We start from the raw sequence: 17,582 nt of genomic DNA, 5'->3' as shown, positions 1-17,582 counted from the left end.
AAACTTCCTCGTCCCAGCGCCAGTTCTGTCGTCCAGGCTCGCGTTATGTCGCGTCCGACTCGGCCAGGGCGACGATCCGGTCGAACCGGGCGCCCATCTGCTCGGCCAGGGCCTGGGCGGCCCTGAGCGGGCGGACCATCACCATGAAGTCGCTGATCAGGCCGTCGTCGTCGAGGACGAGGAAGTCGCAGCCGGTGAGCTCGAGGCCGTCGACCGTCGCCTCGAAGACGAGGGCGTGCCCGGTGGTGTCCTCGAGCTCGCGGACGTAGCGGAAGTCCTCGAAGACCTCGATCACGTTCGCCAGGATGGCGCCGGTGATCGCCTTGCCCGCGTAGGGCTTGTGGGCGACCGGGCTGCGGAACACGACGTCCTCGGCCAGGCAGGCCCGCATCGCCGCGATGTCGCGGGCCTCGACGGCGGCCCGGAACGCGGATCCGTCGCTCGCCGGGGCGCTCACAGCGCCGCCGCCAGCTCGGTGCCCTGCTTGATGGCGCGCTTGGCGTCGAGCTCGGCCGCGACGTCGGCGCCGCCGATCAGGTGGACGCGGCCGGGGAAGGACGAGGCAAGCAGGTCGTCGTACAGGCCGCGGACCGACTCCTGTCCGGCGCACACCACGACGTGGTCGACGTCGAGCACCTGCGGGCGCCCCTCGACCGAGATGTGCAGGCCCTGGTCGTCGATGCGCTCGTAGGTGACGCCGCTGAGCTGGTGCACGCCGAGGTCCTTGACGGCGGCGCGGTGCACCCAGCCCGACGTCTTGCCGAGGCCCTTGCCCTGGGCCGACTCCTTGCGCTGCAGCAGCCACACCTCACGGGCCGGGATGCGGGGCGCCTTGTCCGTCACGCCCCCGCGGACGACGGCCGGGTCGGCCACCCCCCAGTGCGCCTTCCACTCCTCGACGGTCTCGGGCGTGTGCGCCAGCAGCTCGGACACGTCGAAGCCGATGCCGCCCGCCCCGATGACCGCCACCCGGGCGCCCACAGGAACGCGGCCGGTGATCGCGTCGGGGTAGGAGACGACCTTGGCGTGGTCGATGCCGGGGATGGTCGGGGTGCGCGGCGCGACGCCGGTGGCGACCACGACCTCGTCGTACCCGGCAAGCAGGTCGGGGGTCGCCCGGGTCGCCAGCTTCACGTTGACGCCGAGCACCTCCATCCGGCGGCGGTAGTAGCGCAGGGTCTCGGCGAACTCCTCCTTGCCGGGGATCTGCATGGCCAGTCGGAACTGGCCGCCCAGCTCGTCGGCGGCCTCGAAGAGCGTGACGTCGTGGCCGCGCTCGGCGGCGCTGACCGCGGTCGCCAGGCCGGCGGGGCCGCCGCCGACGATCGCGACCCGCTGGGCGCGGCGGGTGGGGCTGAGCACCAGGGTGGTCTCGTGGCAGGCGCGCGGGTTGACCAGGCAGGAGGCCCGCTTGGCCTGGAAGGTGTGGTCGAGGCACGCCTGGTTGCAGCCGATGCAGGTGTTGATCTCGTCGGCGCGACCGTCACGGGCCTTCGCGACGAGGTCGGCGTCGGCGAGGAACGGACGGGCCATCGAGACCAGGTCGACGCCCTGCTCCAGCACGGACTCCGCCACGTCGGGGGTGTTGATCCGGTTGCTCGCGCACACCGGGATCGACACGACCTCCTTGAGCCGCAGCGTGCTGTCGACCCAGGCGCCGCGCGGGACGCTGGTGACGATGGTGGGGACCCGTGCCTCGTGCCAGCCGATGCCGGTGTTGAAGACGCTGGCGCCGGCCTCCTCGAGCCGGTGCGCCAGCTCGACGGTCTCGGCCCAGGTCTGGCCGTCGGGGACGAGGTCGAGCAGCGACATCCGGTACATGACGAAGAAGTCCGGCAGCTCCTGCCGGATCCGGCGCACGATCTCGACCGGGAAGCGCATCCGGTTCTCGGCCGAGCCGCCCCACTTGTCGGTACGACGGTTGGTGCGTGCCGCCAGGAACTGGTTGATCAGGTACCCCTCGGAGCCCATCACCTCGATGCCGTCGTACCCGGCCTTGCGGGCGAGCTTGGCGGAGGCGACGAAGTCGTCGATGGTCCTCTCGACCGCGCGCCCCGACAGGGCGGAGGCCTTGAACGGGGTGATCGGCGACTTGGTCGCGCTCGCCGAGACGCTGAACGGCGTGTAGCCGTAGCGGCCGGCGTGCAGCAGCTGCAGCGCGATCTTCCCGCCGTTGGCGTGGACCGCCTCGGTGACCCGCTGGTGGCGGTGCGCGTTGAGGCGGGTGGTCATCTGCGAGCCGAACGGCAGCAGCCAGCCGCGCACGTTGGGGGAGTAGCCGCCGGTGACGATCAGGCCGACGCCGCCCGCCGCGCGCTCGGCGAAGTACGCCGCCAGCTCGTCGATGTGCCACGGCCGGTCCTCGAGCCCGGTGTGCATCGAGCCCATCACCGCCCGGGACTGGAGCTCCAGCCCGCCGACCGTGGCGGGGGTGGTGAGGAGGGGGTAGGCGGTCATCGGGACTCCTTGCGGGTGTGGGCGTCGAGGTACTCGGTCAGCCAGCGGATCCAGAACTCCTCCATCAGGAGGCCGCCGCGCAGCACGAGGTAGATGTCGAGGTCGGCGTCGGTGAGCGCGCCGGGGTCGGGGAAGTCGCGGGCGGCCAGGAACTCGTAGAGGGAGTGCCGCTTGGTGTGCTCGTCGAGCTGGCGGCGCAGGTCGTCGAGGAGCGCCGCGCGGTCGCCGTACGACGCCCCGCGCATCTTGACGCTCACGCTGCTGCGCATCGCGTCGGGCGTGGTGGGCTCGGCGATCCAGCGGGCCAGCTCGGCGCGTCCGGCGTCGGTGACGGCGTAGACCTTCTTCGTGGGGCGGTCGGGTTGGGCGACGGACTCGGAGGAGATCCAGCCGTCGCCCTCCATCCGGCCCAGGACCCGGTAGATCTGCTGGTGGGTCGCGGACCAGAAGAAGCCGATCGACGCGTCGAAGCGCCGCACCAGGTCGGAGCCGGACGCGGCGCGTTCGCTCAGCGACACGAGGATCGCGTGCTCGAGGGCCATGCCCGTCAGGATGCCCGAACACCCGGGGCTATGCAACTAGTTGCGCAACTCGTTGCAGGTGGACTCGGTCACGCGCGGTGGTACGTCTTGTTCGCGATCCGCCAGGCACCGTCGACCCGCAGCAGGACGAAGGAGTCGGTGAAGACGTCCGGGCCGTGGTGGAGCGTCATGGTGGCGGTGCCGGTGGTGCCGGTGACGCTGACCTGGTCGACTCGTCGCCACCGGGCGGCCTCGTCGGGGGCGGGGGAGCCGGTGAACAGGGCGCAGTACTCCTCGAGTGTCCACGACGTGAAGCGCCCCTCGCGCAGGCCCTCGACATGGGCGGTGGGCAGGAAGGCCCGGCGGTGGTACGACGAGTCTCCGGTCGCGTGCCCGGCCGCGTAGTCGTGCAGTGGCGCGAGCACGGCGGGGTCCGCCTCGGCGGGCGTCATCAGGGCGGCGATGTCGGCGTCCGAGGCGGTGGGAGCGAGCGCGGCGGCCAGGAGGGCGACGTCCTTGCCCAGGGCGGCGGCGGTGAAGTCGGCCCCGGGCCTCTCGCCCGGGTCCGCCGAGCCCGTCGCCAGCCGATCGCGCTTGGCCCGCACCAGCGCGCCGAGCGCGGTGCGCTCCAGCACGTCGAGGGCCAGGTCCGTGGGCAGGTCGAGGCGCGCGGCCCGGACGAGGCCGTCGCGGACGGTCAGCGCGGCGCCGGCGAGCACGCCGTTGGCGACCAGCTTGGCGGCCGCCGCCTGCGCGGCGTCGCCGCAGGCCAGCACGTCGCCGAGGTCGACGAGCACCGGTGCGGCGCCGCCGGGGTCGCCGCCGGCCAGCACGGTGAGCCCGCCCGACGCGGCCGCGCTGGTCGAGCCCAGCACGGGCGCGTGCAGGTACCGGGCGCCGGTCGTGGCCACCTGCTGCGCGAGGGTGGCGGCCTCCTGTGGCCCGACGGTCGCGGTGTTCACCACGACCGCACCGGGGGGCAGGTGTCCGGCCACCTCGTCGAGCACGGCGGCGCAGGCCGCGGCGTCGTACAGGCAGAGCACGACGACGTCCGCGGAGGCGACCGCGCCCCGCGGGGGGCGCGCGGCCCCGCCCGCGGGGGGGCCGCGGGGGGGGGGGGGGGGGGGGGGGGGGGGGCGCCGCCCCCCCACGGCCCGGCCCATCCGGCCGAGTCCGAGAAGGGTGATCTGGCGAGCCATGTGCTCATGCTCGGCCGGATCGTGCCTTGCGACAAGCGCAGATATCTCATGCCTGCCATGCCTGGTACGCATAGAATGCCGGCGTGGTGCTGACCTCGTGGCGGACCTTCCTCGCCGTGTGCCGGCTCGGCTCGCTGTCGGCCGCAGCGGCCGAGCTGGGCTACACCCAGTCCGCGGTCTCGCGCCAGGTCGCCGCCCTCGAACGGGAGGTCGGGCAGCCCCTGCTCGAGCGGCGCCCGCGCGGCGTCGCGCTGACGCGAGCGGGGGAGGCCTTCGCCCAGCGCGCTCGGGCCGCGGTGTCCGCCGCCGACCGGGCGTTGCGTGCCGCGGCCGAGGCGGGCGGTGCCGAGCGGGTGCTGGCCGTCGGCGCCACGCCGTCGGCCGTCGCCGGGCTGGTGCCGACGGCCCTTCGCGAGCTCGGTGCGACGCCGTGGTCGCTCGCCACCGGGTCCTCCGACGAGCTCGAGGAGCTGGTCGCGACCGGCGGCCTCGACGTCGCCGTCGTCACCGATGCGCCTCCGGGGCGCTCCGACGACGACCGGTTGGTCCGCCACGCGCTCGGTGCGGACCCGATGTGCGTGGTGGTCCCCACGGGCCATCCCGCGGCCGGCCGGGACGAGGCGGACCTGGGCGTCTTCGCGGCCGAGACCTGGGTCGAGGACGACGACGGCTCGGCGGCGCTGCTGCGAGCCGCCGCCGCCCGGGCCGGCTTCGAGCCGCGGATCGACCTGGCCGCCGCCGACCTCGCGGGCAAGGTCGCGCTCGTCGCGGCGGGGCACGCCGTCGCGCTGGTGCCCGGTCTGCTGGTGCCGGCGCTGCGTCGCGACGTCGTGGCGGTCGGCCTCACCGGCGGCCCGATGCGCCGGCTCTACGCGAGCGTCGCGGCGGGACCCCCCGACCCGCCGGCGGCCGCCGTGCGCCTGGTGGAGGTGCTGGTCGATCAGTACGCGCGGAACGACCTCATCCGCGCCAGGTAGCGGCGCAGCCGCACGGCCGGTACGGCGCGCGGCCAGTCGTCGGCGCGGAACCACGCGTCGGAGCCGCCGTCGACGAAGACCACGCTGCCGCACAGGAAGTCGGCGGCGTCGGAGAGCATGAAGACCACCCACGCGGCCAGCTGTCCGGGGTCGCCGAACCCGCCGATCGGGACGGGGAAGGCGTTGATCCGCTTCGCCTCGGCCGGCGTGGCGAGCTGCTGCTCGAGCAGGGGGGTGAGGATCGCGCCGGGCGCGATGGCGTTGAGCCGGATGCCGGCCCCGGCCCACTCCCGGGTGACCGCCTGGCGCCGGACCCACTGGCTGACCGCGATCTTGCTGGCGCCGTACGCGAACGACGGCGCCATCTTCCCGAACATCCGCAGCGAGCCGAGCGCCTTCGGGACGTCGCGGTCGAGCAGTGCGCGCACGGCGCGTCGGGGCACCATCGGCATCGTCGTGGTCGAGTTGCTCGAGAAGACGACGACCTTCGCCCGCTCGGCGGCGGCCAGCGCCGGACGCCACGCCTCGAGCAGCTCGACGACGCCGAGGTAGTTCACCTCGGCGATCAGCCGCGCCCGGTCGCGCCCCGGGGCCGGGCCGAGCCCGGCCGCGAGCACCGCGCCGTCGAGCACGCCGCCGGCCCGGTCGAGGACGGCGGTGGCCGCGGTACGCCGGCCCTCGGGGGTGGAGAGGTCCGCGACGACGTCGGCCTCCTTGATGTCGACGCCGATGACGGTGTGGCCGTCGCCGACCAACCGGTCGACGACGGCCGCGCCCATGCCGGAGGCGGCGCCGGTGACTGCGTAGGTACCCACGCCGGAGATACTAGAACGAGTTCTACTCGGGTGGGTGCGCGATCGTCCTGTTGTCCGGGAGCCGTCGCCCCGAAGGTGCCTCGGAGCCTGCTGAACGATCCGCGCGGCTGCGCGGCGCCGGCTGGAGCGTTCGCTGCGTTCGGCTCGGTTGAGGTGACCCGCCACGCCTGTCCTCGCCGCTCTGGCGACCGCACGCACCCGGCGTCGCTCGCGCTCGCCCGTCTTGTTCAGCCGGCTCCTAGCGCGGGCCGCCGAGCACGCCGGCGTCGTACGCCTTGAGGACCGAGGCGCGGTCGCCGGCGGTGAGGTCGCCGTCGGTCACCGCCTGGTCGAGACGATCGGAGAGGTCCTGGCGGCGCTCGGCCTCGTGGGCCGCGCGGACCTCGTCGAGGGCGGCGCTCACCTTCGCCTCGCCGAGGCCGAGCTCGGCGGCGAGCGCCTTCGCGAGGGCGGCCTCCCGCTCGGTCCGCTCGGCCTCGGTCGGGGGCGTCGGCCGCTCGCCCGTGGCCGGCTTCGTGGCGTCGTCGGGCGCGAGCTGGTCGCGGACCGCGACGAGCGCGTCGCGCACCTGGTCCTCGCCGACCCCGAGGGCCTCGGCCAGAGCGGCGGCGTCGAGGCCGGGCCCGTGCCCGGGGCCGCCGGGGCCGCCCGGGCCGGGGCGCCCGTCCTGGCCGGTGGCCTGGTCGGTGGCCTGGTCGGTGGTCTGGCCGGTGGCGCTGGCAGTGCCGGTCGTGTCGTCGGCGTTCGCGGCCAGGCTGGTGGCGGTGACGCCGCCGGCGACGGCGCCGGCGGCCAGCAGGGCGGCGGCACGGATGCGGTACTTGCTCATCGGGTGCTCCTCTCGGGTGGCCCGCTCGGTGCGGGCCTGCGGCGACCTTCCCGGCGGCTGCTGGGTCCGGGCTGCGGCGATGCTGGGAGGAGCCTGTGAGTCCGAACCGCACCCCATGCGTTCTGGTCGTCATCCGGCTGGATCGCCGACCAGACCGCATGGGGTGCGGTGCCACCACGCCCAGGGTGACGCTGCCCACGGGCCGACCGGTGGTGGGGTAGGGTGGACCCACCACCGGACGCCGTCCTCCCGACGGGAACCCGGTGTCGTACGCCGATCGGCGCCCTCCCGCAGCAGCGCGAGCCGCCGGTCGAACCTGCCGAAGAACCGGGGTCGTCGCATCGCGGCGGCCGCTTGGAAGGACACCTGTGGCTCGAGGAGGCCAGCGGGGAGCGACGCAGCAGCGCCGCAACTCGCAGCCGGCGCGCACGCGCCGCAACGAAGTCGGCATCATCCCCCAGCTCGCCCGCGCGGTGCGCGAGGTCGAGGCGGCGGTCGCGCGGCGCTCGGCCATGCCGGAGGTGCGCGCGAAGTTCCAGGTCGTGGCGCTGCTGGCGCGCGAGGAGAGGGCGCGGGTCAAGTCCGACCCCGGTCTCTCCGAGAGCCGGCGGGGCGAGGAGCTCAAGCGGCTCGACGGGATCGCGACGATCCTGGCCCAGACCGCGGCCCGCGACAGCACGCTGTTCACGCTGCTCGACGAGAACGCCGAGGTGTCGGAGTCGGCCAAGGCGATGCGCCGCGAGCTGCTGCGCAAGGCCGGGGTCGACGAGCCGGAGCCCGAGCCGATGCCGGTGGTCGTCGACCCCGAGCTGGCGGCGCTCGCCGAGAAGCGGGTCACGCCGCTGTCGGTGCAGGCCTACCAGCTCTCGCACCCGTTCCTCGCGCCCGACTTCGCCCACGCCCGGGTCAAGGTCCCGCCGCGGCGGCTGGCCGGCTGGGAGCTGCTCGAGCCGCTGTTCCGCTCCTTCGAGCGCGCCGCGCCCGACGCTCCGGCGTGCATGCCGCTGCCCGACGCGGACCAGCTCACCGCCCTCACCGGCCGGCACGCGCCGGTGGGCCGCGAGCTGATGGAGCACCAGGCCCAGCTCATCGCCTCGGCCGCCGAGGGGCACCGGACCTACCTGCTCGCCGACGAGCCGGGTCTCGGCAAGACCGCCCAGGCGCTGCTCGCCGCCGAGGCCGCGGGCGCGTTCCCGCTGCTGGCCGTGGTGCCCAACGTGGTCAAGACCAACTGGGCGCGCGAGGTCGAGATCTGGACGCCGAACCGGCGCGCCACCGTGCTGCACGGCGACGGCGACGATGCCGACGGCTTCGCCGACGTGTTCGTCGTCAACTACGAGATCCTCGACCGTCACGTCGGCTGGCTCGGCAACCACGGGTTCCGCGGGATGATCGTCGACGAGGCGCACTACATCAAGAACAAGTCGTCGCAGCGCTCGCAGAACGTGCTGGAGATCGCCTCCCGCATCCGCTCGCGGATCGCCCGGCCGTTGATGATGGCCCTGACCGGCACCCCGCTGATCAACGACATCGAGGACTTCCGGGCGATCTGGCAGTTCCTCGGCTGGATCGACAACGTCGTGCCGCAGGGCGAGCTGATGGAGGCGCTGGAGGAGACCGGGCTGACCCCGGCCGACCCGGCGTTCTACCCGGCCGCCCGCCGCGCCGTCATCGAGCAGGGCATCGCCCGGCGCCGCAAGATCGACGTCGCCGCCGACATCCCGGCCCGCCGGATCGCCGACATCCCGGTCGAGCTCGAGGGCGAGGCCGGCCGCTCCATCCGCAAGGCCGAGCAGGAGCTGGCCCGCCGCATGGTCGAGCGGTACGACGCCGCGATCGCCACCCGCCGTACCGGGGCCGAGGTCGAGGGCATCGACCACCGCCTGGTCCGCCAGGTCGCCGGCTGGGAGCGCGAGGACAACTCGACCAAGACCGGCGAGAACGTCTTCACGATGATGCGCCGCATCGGCCAGGCCAAGGCCGGTCTCGCGGCCGACTACACCGCCCAGCTGGCCCGCAACGTCGGCAAGGTGGTGTTCTTCGCCAAGCACATCGACGTCATGGACACCGCCGAGCGGACCTTCACCGAGCGCGGCATCATGTACAGCTCGGTCCGTGGCGACCAGAGCTCGACCACCCGGCAGAAGGAGATCGACGCCTTCGTCAACGACCCGGACGTCCAGGTCGCGGTCTGCTCGCTCACCGCGGCCGGCGTCGGCCTCAACCTGCAGGTCGCGTCGAACCTGGTGCTCGCCGAGCTCTCCTGGACCGACGCCGAGCAGACCCAGGCCATCGACCGGGTGCACCGGATCGGTCAGGCCGAGCCGGTGACCGCCTGGCGCGTCATCGCCACGCAGACGCTCGACACCCGGATCGCCGAGCTGATCGACAAGAAGGCCGGGCTCGCGGCCCGCGCCCTCGACGGTGCCGGCGAGGAGGTCGGGGGCGGGGCCATCGACCTGCAGACCGAGGCCCTGGTCGCGCTGCTCACCGGCGCCCTGGAGGCCCGCGGGGACTGATGTCACACCCCGCCGACCCGTCTCGTCCTCCTGGCATGGAGACGAAGATCGCCGTGGCAGGCGGAACGGGACTGGTCGGCGCGATGGTGGTCGAGGAGGTACGACGCACCGGCGCGACACCGGTCGTCATCGCCCGCTCCCAGGGCATCGACCTCACCACCGGTGGGGGACTGGCGCAGGCGCTGGACGGCGTCGACGCCGTGGTCGACGCCAGCAACGTCGACACGATGAGCGCGCGGAGGTCGGTCGCGTTCTTCGAGGCGGCGACCGGCCACCTGCTGGCCGCGGGCGCCGCGGCCGGCGTGCGCCACCACGTCGCGCTCTCCATCGTCGGCTGCGACCGGGTGGACCTGCCCTACTACCTCGGCAAGCGTCGCCAGGAGGAGCTGGTCGCGGCCGGTCCGGTGCCGTGGTCGGTGTTGCGCGCCACCCAGTTCCACGAGTTCGCCGCGCAGCTGGCCGCCCGCAGCCCGCGCCCGTTCGCGTTGGCGCCGCGGATGCGGACCCGGCCGGTCGCGGCCCGCGAGGTGGCCGCCGCCCTGGTGAGGGCCGCGCGCGGCGAGCCCGCCGGGCGGCTGCCCGACCTGGGCGGTCCGCGAGCCGAGGACATGGGGCGGATGGTGCGCGACCTGGTCCGGGCGCGCGGGATCCGCCGGATCGTCGTACCGGTGCCGATGGCGGGCCGGGCGGGCCGCCAGGTCGCGGCCGGTGGCCTGCTGCCCGGTGAGGGTGCCACGCTGGGCAGCGTGACCTTCGACGACTGGCTCGCGCGTGGGTGACCCGCTCGCGCGGGTCCAGGCGCTCGCGGGGGAGTACGACGCCCTGCGCCCGCGGATGGTCCGCGTCGCCTACGCCATCCTCGGCAGCCGCGCGGAGGCCGAGGACGTGGTCGCCGACTGCTGGACCCGGCTGGTCGAGGCGGACGCCCGCGAACCGGTCCGCGACCTCGCCGGCTGGTTGACCGTCGCGGTCGCCCGCGCCGCCACCGACGTGCTGCGCTCGGCCCGCGTCCGCCGCGAGGAGTACGTCGGCCCCTGGCTGCCCGAGCCGTTCGTGAGCGAGGGCGGGACGGGCGCGGATCCCGCCGACCGGGTCACCCTCGACGAGACCGTGAGCTACGCGCTGGCCGTGGTCCTCGAGTCGCTGTCCCCTGCAGAGCGGACCGCCTGGGTGCTGCACGACGTCTTCGGCATGGGCTTCCCCGAGGTCGCGCGAGTCGTGGGCCGCACCCCGGCGGCCGTGCGCCAGCTGGCCTCGCGCGCCCGGACCCACCTCGCGGCCCAGTCCGCGCGCTTCGAGGTCGACCGCACCACCCACGAGGAGGTCCTCGGCCGTTTCCTCGCCGCGGCCGCCGGCGGCGACCTCGCCGGGCTCCTGGAGGTCCTCGACCCTGACGTCGTCTGCACCTCCGACGGCGGCGGTGCCGTCAGCGCCGCCCGCCGGCCGGTCCGTGGTGCGGACCGGGTGGCGCGGTTCCTGGTGGGCCTGGTCGCCAAGTACGTCGGGGACGTGGAGGTCGGGCTGGTCGAGGCCAACGGCGCCCCGGCGCTCGCACTGCGCGAGGACGGGGTGCTGACCTCGCTGCTGGTGCTGACGGTGGTCGGCGGCCGGGCGTGCCGGGTCGACCTGCTGCGGGCGCCGGCCAAGCTGGCGGCCGTGGACCGCTGAGCCCGGTCCGCGCTCAGGGGGTGTCGGGCGGGGTGAGCAGCCGCTGGATCGCGTCGCCGTACGTCGCGATGACGACCTCGGGGTCGGCGGCGGTGACGATCGGGTCGCGCTGGAGGAAGAGCAGGTTGAGCAGGCCGCCGAGCTGGGCGACGGCGAGTGCGACGCGTAGCTCGGGGTGCGGGCCGGTGAGCCGGGGCGCCAGCGGGCCGACGTACGTCTCGGCGGTGTGCCGGATCATCTCCTCGCGGACCTGGTCGTGGTGGGCGGCCTGGGCGAGGGCGACGTACCGCTGCCGGATCACGGGCCGGCGCGGGTCGAGGAAGTACGCCACGAGCCGCCGCCCGAGCGTCTCCAGCGGGCCGTCGAGGACGGTGCCGATGCCGAGCGAGGTGTCGACGGTGCGCAGGAACAGCGCCTCCTTGGACCCGAAGTGCCGGATCACGAGCGCGGGGTCGACGCCGGCCTCCGCGGCGATCGCACGCACGGAGGCGCCGTCGAAGCCGCGCTCGGCGAACAGGCTCCGGGCGGCGTCCTCGATCGCGGTCCGGGTGGCGAGTCCGGCGGGCCGGAGCGCTCGGGGCCGCTGCGCGCCGGGGGAGGTCTGGGTCACACGGCAACCGTAGGCCATGGGGAGCAACGGTCAACGGTGTTGACACAACCACGTCAACGCCGTTGACTCAGCGCTCGTGACAGCGACCTCTCCCGCGTCGGCGACCGGCGCTCCCAGCGCCGGTACCCCGCAGCACGCCTCCCGCTCCGCCTTGCTCACCGTGGCCGTGCTCTGCTTCGGCGGCCTGGTCGCCTCGGTGAGCCAGACCATGGTGATCCCGATCCAGGGCGAGCTCGGACGGCTGCTCCACACCAGTGAGGCCAACGCCTCCTGGGTGGTCACCGCGACCCTGGTCGCGGGCGCGGTCGCGATGCCGATCTCCGGACGCCTCGGCGACCTGTACGGCAAGCAGCGGGTGCTCGTCGTCAGCGCGGCGCTGCTCGTGGTCGGCTCGCTGGTCTGCGCGCTCAGCAGCAGCCTGGTCCCGATGCTCGCCGGCCGCCTGCTCCAGGGCTTCGCGATGGGCTTCATCCCCGTCGGCATCGCGCTGCTGCGCGAGGTCACCCCGCCGCGCCTCACGCCGACCGCGATGGCCGCGATGAGCGCCACGCTCGGCGTCGGCGGCGCGATCGGCCTGCCGCTGTCGGCCTGGATCGTCGAGGACTTCAGCTGGCACACCCTGTTCTGGGTGTCGACCGGACTCGCCGTCGCGGTCGCCCTCGCGGTGGTCCTGCTGGTGCCCCACGTCCGCGACGCCACGCCCGGCCGGTTCGACGCCGTCGGCGCGCTCGGCCTCGCCATCGGCCTGGTCGCCGTCCTGGTCGCCGTGTCCAAGGGCAACGCGTGGGGCTGGGGCCAGGGCCGGACCCTCGGCCTGCTCCTGGCCGGTGGGCTCGTGCTCCTCGCCTGGGGACGCCACGAGCTGCGCGTGAGCGACCCGCTGTGCGACCTGCGCGTCTCCGCCCGCCGCCCGGTGCTGCTCACCAACGCCGCCGCCATCGCGGTCGGCTTCGGGATGATGGCCCAGGCGATCGTCGTACCCCGGCTGCTGCAGTCGCCGGTCCAGACCGGCTACGGCCTCGGCCAGAGCCTGCTCGAGACCGGCCTGTGGATGGCGCCCGGCGGCCTGGTGATGATGCTCTTCTCGCCGGTCTCCGGCCGCCTGATCCGCGTCGTCGGCGCCCGGGTGACGCTGATGATCGGCGGCACCGTGCTCGGCCTCGGCTACGTGTTCGCGTTCTTCCTCATGGACGCGCCGTGGCAGCTGATGGTCGCCAGCTGCATCAACTCCGCCGGCGTCGGCATCGGGTACGCCGCCATGCCGACCCTGATCCTGGAGTCGGTTCCCCTCGCCGAGGCCGGATCGGCGGTCGGCGTCAACGGGCTGATGCGCTCGATCGGCACGAGCGTCTCGTCGGCCGTGATGGCCGCGATCCTGACCGCCTCGACCCTCGACCTGGGTGGGTACGCGCTGCCGACCGAGCGGGCTTTCGCGATCTGCTTCGGGGTCGGCGCCGCGGCAGCGTTCGTGGGCGTGCTGCTGGCAGCCTTCGTCCCGCGCCGTCAGGGCGCCGGCGCGAGCTGACGAGCGCGACATCGGCGCGACGACCCATCACGGGTAGGTCCGGAACCTCTCCGTTCACCGTTCGTTGTTACCGACGTACGACGGCGCGGTGACTGGGGGGTTCCGCAGCTGTCGCGAGCGGCCCCGGGTCATCGACCCGGGGCCGCTGCTCGTCGGACGGCGCGCCGCGGGAGCCGGCGCCCGGGCGAGACCGGTCGCGGATGGTCGAGGATGGTGTCGTGTCCGGCCCGCTGATCCCGTCCGACCCCTCCGCCGATGCCGTCCGCCGCAGCGCGCTGCGGCGGATGCGCACCGTGGCGGTGTCCCTGCTCCTGTTCGCCGCCGCGGTCTACCTGCTGACCCTCGGGGAGGACGGCTTCTGGGGCTACGTGAACGCCGGCGCGGAGGCCTCGATGGTCGGCGCGATCGCCGACTGGTTCGCGGTGACCGCGCTGTTCAAGCACCCGTTGGGCCTGCCGATCCCGCACACCGCCCTGGTGCCGAAGCGCAAGGACGAGCTCGGGAAGGGGCTCGAGCAGTTCGTGGGGGAGAACTTCCTCCACGAGGACATCATCCGCGAGCGGGTCCTCGGGGTGCAGGTCGCGCAGCGGGTCGGTGACTGGCTCGCCGTCCCGGCCAATGCCGAGCGGGTCGTCACCGAGGGCTCCGAGATCGCCGCGCTCGCGCTCGGCAAGGTCCGCGACGACCACATCGAGGCGCTGGTGACCGAGGCGCTCGTGCCCCGGTTCCGCGAGGAGGCGATCGCGCCGCTGCTGGGCGGGCTGCTCGCCGAGGCGATCCGCGACGACCTGCACCACGGGCTGGTCGACCTGATGCTCGAGGAGATGCACGGCTGGCTGCTCGCCAACCCCGACACGGTCCACGACGTGCTGGGCGAGCGGGCGCCGTGGTGGGCGCCCGACTCGGTCAACACCTACGTCATCAACCGGCTGCACCTGGAGATGGTCCGTTGGCTCGCCGAGATCCGCGAGAGGCCCGAGCACCGGGCCCGCCGCGCGCTCGACTCGATGCTCGGCCAGCTGGCCGAGGACCTGCTCGCCAACCCCGACACCCAGGCACGGGCCGAGCGGCTCAAGGACCGGGTCCTCGACCATCCGGCCGTGATCGCCACCGCCATCTCGTTGTGGCAGGCCCTGCGCAAGGCACTGCTCTCCTCGCTCGGCGACCCGCACGGCGCCGTACGCCGCCGGCTGCTCGTCGAGATCGACGGCGCTGCTGCGCGGCTGCGCTCCGACGCTGCGTTGCGCGCCCGGATCGACACGATGGCGGCCGACGCGGCCGTCTTCGCCGTCGACCGGTACGGCGCCGAGCTGACCGCCGTCATCACCCACACCATCGAGCGGTGGGACGGCAAGGAGGCGGCCCGGCGCATCGAGCTGCACGTCGGGCGCGACCTGCAGTTCATCCGGATCAACGGCACCATCGTCGGCGGCCTGGTCGGCGTCCTCATCCACAGCGTGTCGGTGGTGGTCCCCTGACGCGGGCCGGACTGGTGCGGTTCAACGACCGGAACGGTCGCGATCGGGCCGCGGCCCCGACATATGCGGTAGTTGAACCGCAACGAGGGCGTGTCTCCCAAGTCCCCGCCTGCTCCGCGACGTTTCCGACTCGATCTGGCGGCGTTGGCGTCGCTCGAAGGGCGATCCGGCACGACTTCGCTCCGCCGCCTTGCCAGATCGGCCGCAAACGCCGCTCGCGACGGCGCTCACTTGGGAGACACGCCCTAGGCTGGCCCCGTGCTGGAGCCGATGGACGTCCCGATCCGTGACGAGTCGATCCGGCTCGGTCAGTTCCTCAAGCTCGCCAACCTGGTCGAGTCCGGCGCCGAGGCCAAGCCGGTGATCGCCGACGGCCTGGTCAAGGTCAACGGCGAGGTCGAGACCCGGCGCGGACGCCAGCTCGTCGTCGGTGACGTCGTGGAGCTGCAAGGGCAGGCCGCCCGGGTGTCCGACGAGGACGTCCCGGACAACCTGCCCTGGTGAACGACGGGGCGCGAGCCCCGCGCGGCGGCTGCCTCAGCTGACGGCCAGCAGGTCCACCACGAAGATCAGCGTCTCGCCCGGCTTGATGACGCCGCCGGCGCCCCGGTCGCCGTACCCCAGGTGCGGCGGGATGACGAGCTGGCGGCGACCGCCGACCTTCATGCCCTGCACGCCGGTGTCCCAGCCCTGGATGACCTGGCCGATGCCGAGGCGGAACTGCAGCGGGGTGCCGCGGTTGTAGGACGCGTCGAACTCCTCGCCGCTCGACAGCGCGACACCGACGTAGTGGACGGACACGGTGCTGCCGGAGGTGGCCTCGTCGCCGTCGCCGACGGTGAGGTCGGTGATGACGAGGTCGGTGGGCGGGGTGGGGTCGACGAAGTCGATCTCGGGCTTCTGGCTCATCGGGCCAGCGTAGAGGAGGGGACGGAGCGGCACGGCCCGCCTTCCCATCGATGCCTCACCACTCCGGGACGCGGGTTAGGCTGCGCGCAGCGCGTCCCAGCCGCCGGGTGGTTGGGGCATGGGGATGGTCTCGGGGGTGGGAGAGGTGCGGGTCAACGCGACGGGAGCCGAGTCCTGGTCGTCGCCGGGGCAGGCCACGCGGCTCGTGCACGCCGCCGGCACCCATCCGGGCCGGGTCCGGCAGGTCAACGAGGACTCCTCGCTGGTTGCGCCGCCGCTCTTTCTCGTCGCCGACGGCATGGGCGGCTACGCCCGCGGTGACGTCGCGAGCCGGCTGGTCGTCGAGTCCTTCGAGTCCCTCGCCAGCCTCCACGAGGTGCAGCCGGCCGACGTCGAGGCCGCGATCTCCGCCGCCCAGACCCGCGTCGCCTCGCTCGCCGCCGAGTTCAGCTCCGCGCCCGGCTCGACCCTGGTCACCGCGGCCTACGTGCTCGAGGACGGCCGCGGCTACTGGCTGCTGGCCAACATCGGCGACTCCCGCGCCTACACCTACGCCGGCGGCGTGCTCGAGCAGATCTCCACCGACCACTCCGTCGTCCAGGAGCTGATCGACGCCGGCCAGCTGACCCGTGACGAGGCCCTCGGGCACCCCGAGCGGCACGTCATCACCCGCGCGATCGGCGCGCTGACCCGCTCCGAGGCCGACTTCGCCCTGGTCCCGGCCGAGCCGGGCTCGCGGCTGCTGCTGTGCTCCGACGGGCTCACCTCGGAGCTCTCCGACACCGCGATCCTGCACATCCTGTCCGAGGGGATGGCGCCGGACCGGACCGTGCTGACCCTCGTCGAGGCCGCGGTCGCGGCCGGCGGCCACGACAACGTCACCGTCGTGGTGGTCGACGTCGAGGCCGTCGGCGCCGTCGCCGCGGTCGCGCCGGCCTGTGAGGACACCGCCCCCAACCCTCGGGTGCGCGGATGACGACCTACCTCCCGGGCGACCTGCCCACCCTCGTCACCGCCGAGGGTGTCGTCGTCACCACCCCCGACCGGCTCGCCGAGATGGTCGCGCTGCGCGAGCGCGACCTCGAGGCGCCCACCGTCGTCGAGGTGCTCTCCCGCGGCGACCTGCGCGCCCTGCCCGACTTCGCCGCGGTGCGGCTCGAGGGCGCGGAGGCCCGGATCCTGGTCCGTGGCGCTCTCGTGGTCCGCGTCGACGGGTTCGCCGTCGACGGCCGCGACGCGACCATGTGGACCGAGGCCTCGGCGACGCTGGTCCCCGGCGCGGTGGTCGAGGTCGCCCCGTCCGGTACGACGCCCGCCGGGCCCGCCCTCCCGCTCACCGCCGGCGTGGTCCGCAGCGCCGGTGTCACCTGGCGCCCGGTCGTCGTCGCGACGAGCACGCCGGTCCCGGCCGCTCCGGTCCCGGCGGCGGCGCCGACCCCGCCCGCGTCCGAGTACACCGTCGTGCGCGGCAGCCAGCGGGCCGCCGTACCCCCGCCCACGTCCCCGCCACCGACGTCCCCGCCACCGACGTCCCCGCCACCGACGTCCCCGCCACCGACGTCCCCGCCGCCGTCGGCCCCGCCGGCCGGCTGGCAACCGCTCCCGCCGGGCGACCAGTCGGTCGAGCACGACGGCCGTACCATCACCCCGGCCCAGCTCCAGGCCCTGCGGGCGGGTGCGGCCGTGTCCGTCCCGTCGCCGACGTCCCCGGCGCCCGTCCCCGTGCGGCCCACGGTCGCGCTCGCGCTGTCGACGGGCCGGGTGGTCCCGGTCCGGCGCCGGGTGCTGATCGGCCGCAGTCCTCGCATCCAGCAGGTCGGCGGCAGCCAGAACCTCCCGGCCCTGGTCACCGTGGACGACCCCTACGTCTCGAGCACCCACCTCGAGGTCGCGGCCGACGGCAGCCGGGTGACGGTCACCGACATGTCGACCAACGGCACGCTGCTGGCCCGGCAGGGTCGGGTCCCGGTGCCGCTCGACCGCGGGGTCGCGACCGAGGTCGCGCTCGGCGACGTGCTCACCCTCTCCAAGGGCCTGACCGCCACCGTCGTCCCGGCGCCGGACGAGGTCTGAGC

The 17,582-nt window shown here is 74.3% G+C and carries 17 protein-coding genes; 9 read left to right on the top strand and 8 right to left on the bottom strand.

The genetic code is table 11. The features are described 5' to 3' along the window. Positions 1–43 precede the first annotated feature (43 nt). From KU893_RS02455 to KU893_RS02440, 4 genes are all read right to left on the bottom strand, one after another. A complete protein-coding gene (locus tag KU893_RS02455) occupies positions 44–457 on the bottom strand; it encodes a nuclear transport factor 2 family protein (protein ID WP_257440922.1) in 414 nt (137 codons plus the stop codon). Continuing rightward, positions 454–2,457 carry an NADPH-dependent 2,4-dienoyl-CoA reductase gene (locus KU893_RS02450; protein WP_218232720.1) on the bottom strand — a complete coding sequence of 668 codons (2,004 nt, stop codon included), beginning with the start codon at positions 2,455–2,457 and terminating at the stop codon, positions 454–456. The genes KU893_RS02455 and KU893_RS02450 overlap by 4 nt, the downstream gene beginning before the upstream one ends. Beyond that, positions 2,454–2,999 (bottom strand): PadR family transcriptional regulator, encoded by a 546-nt coding sequence (locus KU893_RS02445; protein ID WP_218232719.1) that lies wholly within the window; start codon positions 2,997–2,999, stop codon positions 2,454–2,456. The genes KU893_RS02450 and KU893_RS02445 overlap by 4 nt, the downstream gene beginning before the upstream one ends. A gap of 68 nt (positions 3,000–3,067) precedes the next feature. Then, positions 3,068–4,141: a nuclear transport factor 2 family protein gene (locus tag KU893_RS02440; RefSeq protein WP_281426583.1), complete on the bottom strand. Its 1,074-nt coding sequence runs from the start codon at positions 4,139–4,141 to the stop codon at positions 3,068–3,070. A 119-nt stretch (positions 4,142–4,260) separates the two neighbouring features. Here KU893_RS02440 and KU893_RS02435 point away from each other — a divergent pair, with 119 nt between their 5' ends. Further along, on the top strand, positions 4,261–5,154 hold the full coding sequence (locus KU893_RS02435) for a LysR family transcriptional regulator (protein WP_218232717.1): 894 nt from the start codon (positions 4,261–4,263) through the stop codon (positions 5,152–5,154). On the opposite strand, the gene KU893_RS02430 is transcribed toward KU893_RS02435, so the two are convergent. Beyond that, positions 5,118–5,969, bottom strand: coding sequence for an SDR family oxidoreductase (locus KU893_RS02430; RefSeq protein WP_218232716.1), 852 nt, complete (start codon positions 5,967–5,969; stop codon positions 5,118–5,120). The two genes, KU893_RS02435 and KU893_RS02430, sit on opposite strands and share 37 nt — an antisense overlap. A 238-nt stretch (positions 5,970–6,207) precedes the next feature. Then, the gene (locus tag KU893_RS02425) at positions 6,208–6,798 is read right to left on the bottom strand and encodes a hypothetical protein (RefSeq protein WP_218232715.1); all 591 of its coding nucleotides are present in this window, start codon (positions 6,796–6,798) and stop codon (positions 6,208–6,210) included. A gap of 368 nt (positions 6,799–7,166) precedes the next feature. Between KU893_RS02425 and KU893_RS02420 the strand changes: the two genes are divergently transcribed. From KU893_RS02420 to sigJ, 3 genes are read left to right on the top strand one after another with little or no spacing between them, the layout of a single operon-like run. After that, entirely contained in the window at positions 7,167–9,317 is a 2,151-nt protein-coding gene (locus KU893_RS02420; RefSeq protein WP_257440930.1) for a DEAD/DEAH box helicase, read from the top strand. Between the two features lie 35 nt (positions 9,318–9,352). Next, positions 9,353–10,096: an SDR family oxidoreductase gene (locus tag KU893_RS02415; RefSeq protein ID WP_218232714.1), complete on the top strand. Its 744-nt coding sequence runs from the start codon at positions 9,353–9,355 to the stop codon at positions 10,094–10,096. Continuing rightward, the gene (gene sigJ / locus KU893_RS02410) at positions 10,089–10,985 is read left to right on the top strand and encodes an RNA polymerase sigma factor SigJ (protein WP_257440933.1); all 897 of its coding nucleotides are present in this window, start codon (positions 10,089–10,091) and stop codon (positions 10,983–10,985) included. Before KU893_RS02415 ends, sigJ begins: the two co-directional genes overlap by 8 nt. Positions 10,986–10,998: 13 nt before the next feature. Here sigJ and KU893_RS23095 read toward each other — a convergent pair whose 3' ends face one another. After that, a complete protein-coding gene (locus KU893_RS23095) occupies positions 10,999–11,595 on the bottom strand; it encodes a TetR/AcrR family transcriptional regulator (RefSeq protein ID WP_308167159.1) in 597 nt (198 codons plus the stop codon). Between the two features lie 76 nt (positions 11,596–11,671). Between KU893_RS23095 and KU893_RS02400 the strand changes: the two genes are divergently transcribed. From KU893_RS02400 to KU893_RS02390, 3 genes are all read left to right on the top strand, one after another. Further along, the gene (locus tag KU893_RS02400) at positions 11,672–13,120 is read left to right on the top strand and encodes an MFS transporter (RefSeq protein WP_257440935.1); all 1,449 of its coding nucleotides are present in this window, start codon (positions 11,672–11,674) and stop codon (positions 13,118–13,120) included. A 218-nt stretch (positions 13,121–13,338) separates the two neighbouring features. Further along, positions 13,339–14,598: a DUF445 domain-containing protein gene (locus KU893_RS02395; RefSeq protein WP_257440937.1), complete on the top strand. Its 1,260-nt coding sequence runs from the start codon at positions 13,339–13,341 to the stop codon at positions 14,596–14,598. A 270-nt stretch (positions 14,599–14,868) separates the two neighbouring features. Further along, the gene (locus KU893_RS02390) at positions 14,869–15,102 is read left to right on the top strand and encodes an RNA-binding S4 domain-containing protein (RefSeq protein WP_218232805.1); all 234 of its coding nucleotides are present in this window, start codon (positions 14,869–14,871) and stop codon (positions 15,100–15,102) included. Positions 15,103–15,135: 33 nt separating this feature from the next. Here KU893_RS02390 and KU893_RS02385 read toward each other — a convergent pair whose 3' ends face one another. Then, on the bottom strand, positions 15,136–15,507 hold the full coding sequence (locus KU893_RS02385; RefSeq protein ID WP_218232711.1) for an FKBP-type peptidyl-prolyl cis-trans isomerase: 372 nt from the start codon (positions 15,505–15,507) through the stop codon (positions 15,136–15,138). A 118-nt stretch (positions 15,508–15,625) separates the two neighbouring features. Here KU893_RS02385 and KU893_RS02380 point away from each other — a divergent pair, with 118 nt between their 5' ends. Together KU893_RS02380 and KU893_RS02375 are read left to right on the top strand one after the other, a co-directional pair. Continuing rightward, positions 15,626–16,483: a PP2C family protein-serine/threonine phosphatase gene (locus tag KU893_RS02380; protein ID WP_218232710.1), complete on the top strand. Its 858-nt coding sequence runs from the start codon at positions 15,626–15,628 to the stop codon at positions 16,481–16,483. After that, positions 16,480–17,580, top strand: coding sequence for an FHA domain-containing protein (locus KU893_RS02375; protein WP_218232709.1), 1,101 nt, complete (start codon positions 16,480–16,482; stop codon positions 17,578–17,580). Before KU893_RS02380 ends, KU893_RS02375 begins: the two co-directional genes overlap by 4 nt. Positions 17,581–17,582: the final 2 nt, after the last annotated feature.

This window comes from Nocardioides daeguensis (assembly GCF_019192965.1).
GTDB lineage: Bacteria > Actinomycetota > Actinomycetes > Propionibacteriales > Nocardioidaceae > Nocardioides > Nocardioides daeguensis.
Note: the sequence above shows the minus strand (reverse complement) of the source record. Positions and strands in the feature narration are given on the sequence as shown.

Coding starts and splice junctions, on each gene's coding strand:
- KU893_RS02415 (WP_218232714.1), top strand. CDS start 9,353: ATGGAGACGAAGATCGCCGTGGCAGGCGGAACGGGACTGGTCGGCGCG.
- KU893_RS02375 (WP_218232709.1), top strand. CDS start 16,480: ATGACGACCTACCTCCCGGGCGACCTGCCCACCCTCGTCACCGCCGAG.
- KU893_RS02380 (WP_218232710.1), top strand. CDS start 15,626: ATGGGGATGGTCTCGGGGGTGGGAGAGGTGCGGGTCAACGCGACGGGA.
- KU893_RS02440 (WP_281426583.1), bottom strand. CDS start 4,141: ATGGGCCGGGCCGTGGGGGGGCGGCGCCCCCCCCCCCCCCCCCCCCCC.
- KU893_RS02445 (WP_218232719.1), bottom strand. CDS start 2,999: ATGGCCCTCGAGCACGCGATCCTCGTGTCGCTGAGCGAACGCGCCGCG.
- KU893_RS02450 (WP_218232720.1), bottom strand. CDS start 2,457: ATGACCGCCTACCCCCTCCTCACCACCCCCGCCACGGTCGGCGGGCTG.
- KU893_RS02425 (WP_218232715.1), bottom strand. CDS start 6,798: ATGAGCAAGTACCGCATCCGTGCCGCCGCCCTGCTGGCCGCCGGCGCC.
- KU893_RS02390 (WP_218232805.1), top strand. CDS start 14,869: ATGGACGTCCCGATCCGTGACGAGTCGATCCGGCTCGGTCAGTTCCTC.
- KU893_RS02385 (WP_218232711.1), bottom strand. CDS start 15,507: ATGAGCCAGAAGCCCGAGATCGACTTCGTCGACCCCACCCCGCCCACC.